Below are 4,295 nucleotides of genomic sequence, written 5' to 3'. Positions count from 1 at the left end.
CAGCAGGGGTGTCATCGGGTCGTCATCCACCGCATCCGAGGCCAGATAGCTGTTTTCGACATCCCGTTCCAGCAGGCCTTGCCGTTCCAGATAGCGACCCACCCGGTGGGCGATGGTGTGCGTCAGCTGGGTGAGCTCTGGGCTGGTCGGCGCCTTGACCCAGCGGAAACGCGCTGAGCCGTGGGATTGCTCGACATACACACCGTCGAGAAACAGCATGTGGAAGTGAACATTCAGATTGAGCGCCGATCCAAAACGCTGGATCAGGGTGACCGCGCCCGTCTTGGCCACTTGGTGGGTATGGCCCGCTTTCTTGACCAGGTGCGTGGCAATGACGCGGTAAACGATGCCCAGCACCCACCCCATGATCTCGGGCCGGCTGGCAAACAGGAAACGCAGCTGAAACGGGAAGCTCAACACCCACTGACGCATGGGTTGTTCAGGCAGTACTTCATCAACCAGCAAGGCGGCACTTTCGGCCATCCGCCGCGCCCCACAGCTCGGGCAGAAACCGCGACGCTTACAGCTGAAAGCGACCAGGTGCTCGGCGTGGCAAGACTCGCAGCGAACCCGTAGAAAGCCATGCTCCAGCCGCCCGCATTGGAGAAATTCTTCAAATTCCCGTTGCACATAGCCCGGCAATTCCTTTCCCTGCTCTGCCATAAGCGCAGCGAATGCCGGGTAATACTCGTCAACGATCTGATAGAGAAGGGTTTGCTCGGGTCGGTGGCTCTGGTAACGACCAGTATCCCGATCCCGGCTGGCCGCCACATGAGGCATGTTCCGCGTCCTTGCAATACTGTGTTTACATACAGTCTATCGCTTAGCGGAAAGTTCTTTTACCCTCAGCCGAAATGCCTGCCGTTGCTAGACATTGCCAGCCAGTGCCCGTCACTCCCACTCGATTGTAAACAAGCACACAAAACCCTTTAGTGACAACAATTTGCAAGAACTATCAGGCTCAGTGCCATGAAAAATACCATGACCAGATCATGAGGTTGAACACGGCTTGCGCCGGCAGCGTTCACGCTCCTGGTCGGCGATCTCGCCCGGCTGCAATGCTAGCTCAGCATCGGTCATGCGCTCCAGCACGTCGCGTAGGCGGATGGTGCAAGGAATGGGCGGCAGCTCGAACTCATAGCCGCCGGCGATCATTTCGGCCGCAATCTCCTCGGTGATGAAAAACGGCTCGTCGTCTTGGTTCGGCTTCTTCATGCCCTTTCCTCCTGGCGCTCATCCTGGCCGACAGCGGCCAGGGCATCGGCTTCCGTCAATGCGTCCTCCACGAACGCGCCGTGCTGCTTCGCTTCGGCCTGGCTGACCTCGGCCCATATCCGTTTCACCTGGGCCGCACTGTACCCGGCCAGCTCGGCGGTCTTGTTGATGCTGTAGCCGGACTTGCGCAGCGCGACAACTTGGGCGCGGCGCTTCGGATCAGCACGGCGGCCCTTGTACCGCCCGGCCTGGCGGGCCAACTCAATGCCTTGGCGCTGGCGTTCGCGCCTGTCCTCGTAGTCGTCGCGGGCCATCTGCAAGGCCAGGCGAAAAAGCATGATCTGCACGGCTTCCAGCACGATCTTGGCGACGCCCTGGGCCTCGGCCGCCAGGTCGGATAGATCGACCACGCCAGGGACGGCCAGGCGTGCGCCTTTGGCCTGTATCGAGGCCACCAGGCGCTCGGCCTCGGGCAAAGGTAGGCGGCTGATGCGGTCGATCTTCTCGGCAATGACCACCTCGCCGGGCTGTAGGTCGCCGATCATGCGCAGCAGCTCAGGCCGGTCGGCGCGTGCGCCGGATGCCTTCTCACGGTAGATGCCGGCGACGTAGTAGCCGGCGGCCTTCGCGGCCGTAGTGATCGCCTCTTGGCGTTCCAAGTCCTGCGCGTCGGTGCTGACGCGCAGATAGACCCGCGCCACCATCGGCGCGGCTACTGGCTTCGTCCTGCGCATACTTGCGGGCTCCTTTGGGCATACTCAAATGCACCCATCTTAAACTGGCAGCTAATGTACAAAAGTTGATAGAAGCACACAAGTTCAATTTTGCACTTCTGCCCCACTATTGCAAAACTGCTTGTTAGTAGCCGTTTTTTCTTACTGTTTATAGATTCAATAATTTTTGAAACGAAAAATTGGGACTAAACATTTCGGTTTCGTTTTCTGTCGATTCGTCCTGCGTATCTTTTGCATAAACAAACATTTGTTGTTCGTAGTTTTCGATGGCATTTTCAATACTTGTAAATTCTCCGTTTGTAAGGTTTTCAGACAATATCAAAGCATCCAATAATCCCGTATTTACACCCTGTCCTGCAAAAGGCGACATCAAATGAGCAGCATCGCCAATCATTGTTATGGGTAATGGACGGTTACTTTTCCAATCATTGTTCAAAGGAAATTTCCTTGTGGGCAAGCATTGAAATGTTGATACCGAACGTATTAATTGTTTGTAAACTTCACTCCATTTGGAAAATCTTTTCAATAAAAAATCGGCAACGCTGTTTCTGTCCTGAAAATCTAAGGGAATTTTATTTTTCCATTCATCGGGCGTTTTAAAACTAATTCCTAAATACAATGCACCATTATTATTGGGATTGGCAAACAATAAAATGCCCTGATGTCCCGCCATTAATCGGTTGCCGTTGCATAGCTGAAAAAATCCGGGACAGTTTATTTCCGGTTGAAGAATATCAGCTTGGATGTTGAAAGTACCGGTTTCTTCAACTTGCGTGTCGGTAACAAAGCTCCTTATTTTCGACATTCCACCATTGGCAAGAATAACCAAATCTGCTGTTTCACTCGGTTTATTCTCAAAAGTTAGTGTCCACTTCTTCTTACCAGGTTCAAGCATAACAAGTTTTCTATCCCAAATAACCGTGTCGTTTTCTAAACTATTCAACAAGATAGCCCTTAAGTCATTTCTGTTTATTTCAGGATTGTCAAATCGATTTTCGGGCTTTACATTTTTTGTGGATAAAATATTGCCTTTTTCATCAGCAATATTTACACCCATTGGTAAGGCTAAGTCATAATAAGTTTGTAACAATCCCGCTTTTTTCATTGCTTCCTGACCTGAACCTTTGTGTAGGTCAAGGGTTCCACCAAAAATTCTTGCCTCTCGGTCGTTGTCTCTTTCGTAAACTGAAACGTCTATGCCGTTTTGCTGTAATAATTTTGCCATAGTCAGTCCAACGGGTCCACCACCAATTATTGCAACGTTCTTATCACTAAGTAAATTCATTTGTTTGTCTGTATCTATTCGCATTGTCATTCAAAAATGGCACATAACAAGTGGCTATACGCCAAATGGCGTATATATCCACTATATCTTATTTTGCTAAACCTTTCATTATCAGTGACAAATCCGTTTTCAACCGTTTACCGTTCGTTTCTACTCTCTCAAAAGGATTTATATTCATAGTGCTTTTTGTTAAGTTTTGCTCAAATATACAAATCCTTTCTATATATCTAACAAATCCATCGGACTTTTTAATTGTTCCATTCCCTTGGTGGTAATATGTGTATAAACCTCAGTTGTTTTACTGCTTGAATGACCTAACAACGATTGAATATAACGTAAACTCGTACCATTCTCAAGCAAATGCGTTGCAAAGCTATGTCGTAAGGTATGTACAGTAACTTCCTTTTGAATCTTTGCTTTTAAAACAGCTGCTTTAAAAATGTTTTGAATACTTCGGCTTGAGTATGCGCCACCTTTTTGACCTTCAAATAAATAATCTTTTGGTTTATATTCCATAAAGTATGTTCTTAAAATAATTAATGTTTTCTCAGATAAAATGGTATAACGATCTCTTTTTCCTTTTGACTGTTCTATACGAATTTGCATGCGCTTGGAGTCAATGTCTTTTATTTTCAGGTTTATACATTCAGAAATGCGCAAACCTGCCGAATAAATAGTCATCAGAATAGCCTTGTGTTTCACGTTTTCAATAGCGCGTAGTACCCGAATGGTTTCTTCTTCACTCATCACAACAGGAAGTGTTTTTTCTTTTTTTGGTCTTTCGATGAAATATGTTTTCCGTTGTCCACCCAAAACACGTTCGTAATAAAACTTAATCGCATTGATTGCCTGGTTTTGATAAGATATTGAAACTTTTCGCTCCATAACCAAATGTCGGAGAAATGATTGTATATGTCCTTCATTCAATCGATCGACGTATAGGAAGAATAAACGCCCTTTTCACCCAAGTCCAACAGCTTTGGACCGCAGTTGACTCTTTCGACACCCCTGCGATGCAACCCAATCCGGCTGACGGGGAGCCAGCAACGCTGAAAATTTAC

4 protein-coding genes and 1 pseudogene are annotated in these 4,295 nt (G+C 48.1%); all 5 read right to left on the bottom strand.

The features are described from left to right. Positions 1–780, bottom strand: a pseudogene (locus FTV27_RS16755) (IS91-like element ISVsa3 family transposase); the annotation flags it as partial. Positions 781–990: 210 nt separating this feature from the next. Beyond that, positions 991–1,215 carry a hypothetical protein gene (locus FTV27_RS16750; protein ID WP_000743213.1) on the bottom strand — a complete coding sequence of 75 codons (225 nt, stop codon included), beginning with the start codon at positions 1,213–1,215 and terminating at the stop codon, positions 991–993. Continuing rightward, positions 1,212–1,949: a recombinase family protein gene (locus tag FTV27_RS16745; protein WP_001366550.1), complete on the bottom strand. Its 738-nt coding sequence runs from the start codon at positions 1,947–1,949 to the stop codon at positions 1,212–1,214. The genes FTV27_RS16750 and FTV27_RS16745 overlap by 4 nt, the downstream gene beginning before the upstream one ends. Before the next feature lie 148 nt (positions 1,950–2,097). Continuing rightward, positions 2,098–3,264, bottom strand: coding sequence for a tetracycline-inactivating monooxygenase Tet(X3) (locus FTV27_RS16740; protein WP_024160783.1), 1,167 nt, complete (start codon positions 3,262–3,264; stop codon positions 2,098–2,100). A gap of 189 nt (positions 3,265–3,453) precedes the next feature. Then, entirely contained in the window at positions 3,454–4,119 is a 666-nt protein-coding gene (locus tag FTV27_RS16735) for a tyrosine-type recombinase/integrase (RefSeq protein ID WP_015060916.1), read from the bottom strand. Positions 4,120–4,295 lie beyond the last annotated feature (176 nt).

Origin of the sequence: Acinetobacter sp. YH12251, from assembly GCF_013417465.1 — a bacterium.
Taxonomy (GTDB): Bacteria; Pseudomonadota; Gammaproteobacteria; order Pseudomonadales; family Moraxellaceae; genus Acinetobacter; species Acinetobacter amyesii.
Note: the sequence above shows the minus strand (reverse complement) of the source record. Positions and strands in the feature narration are given on the sequence as shown.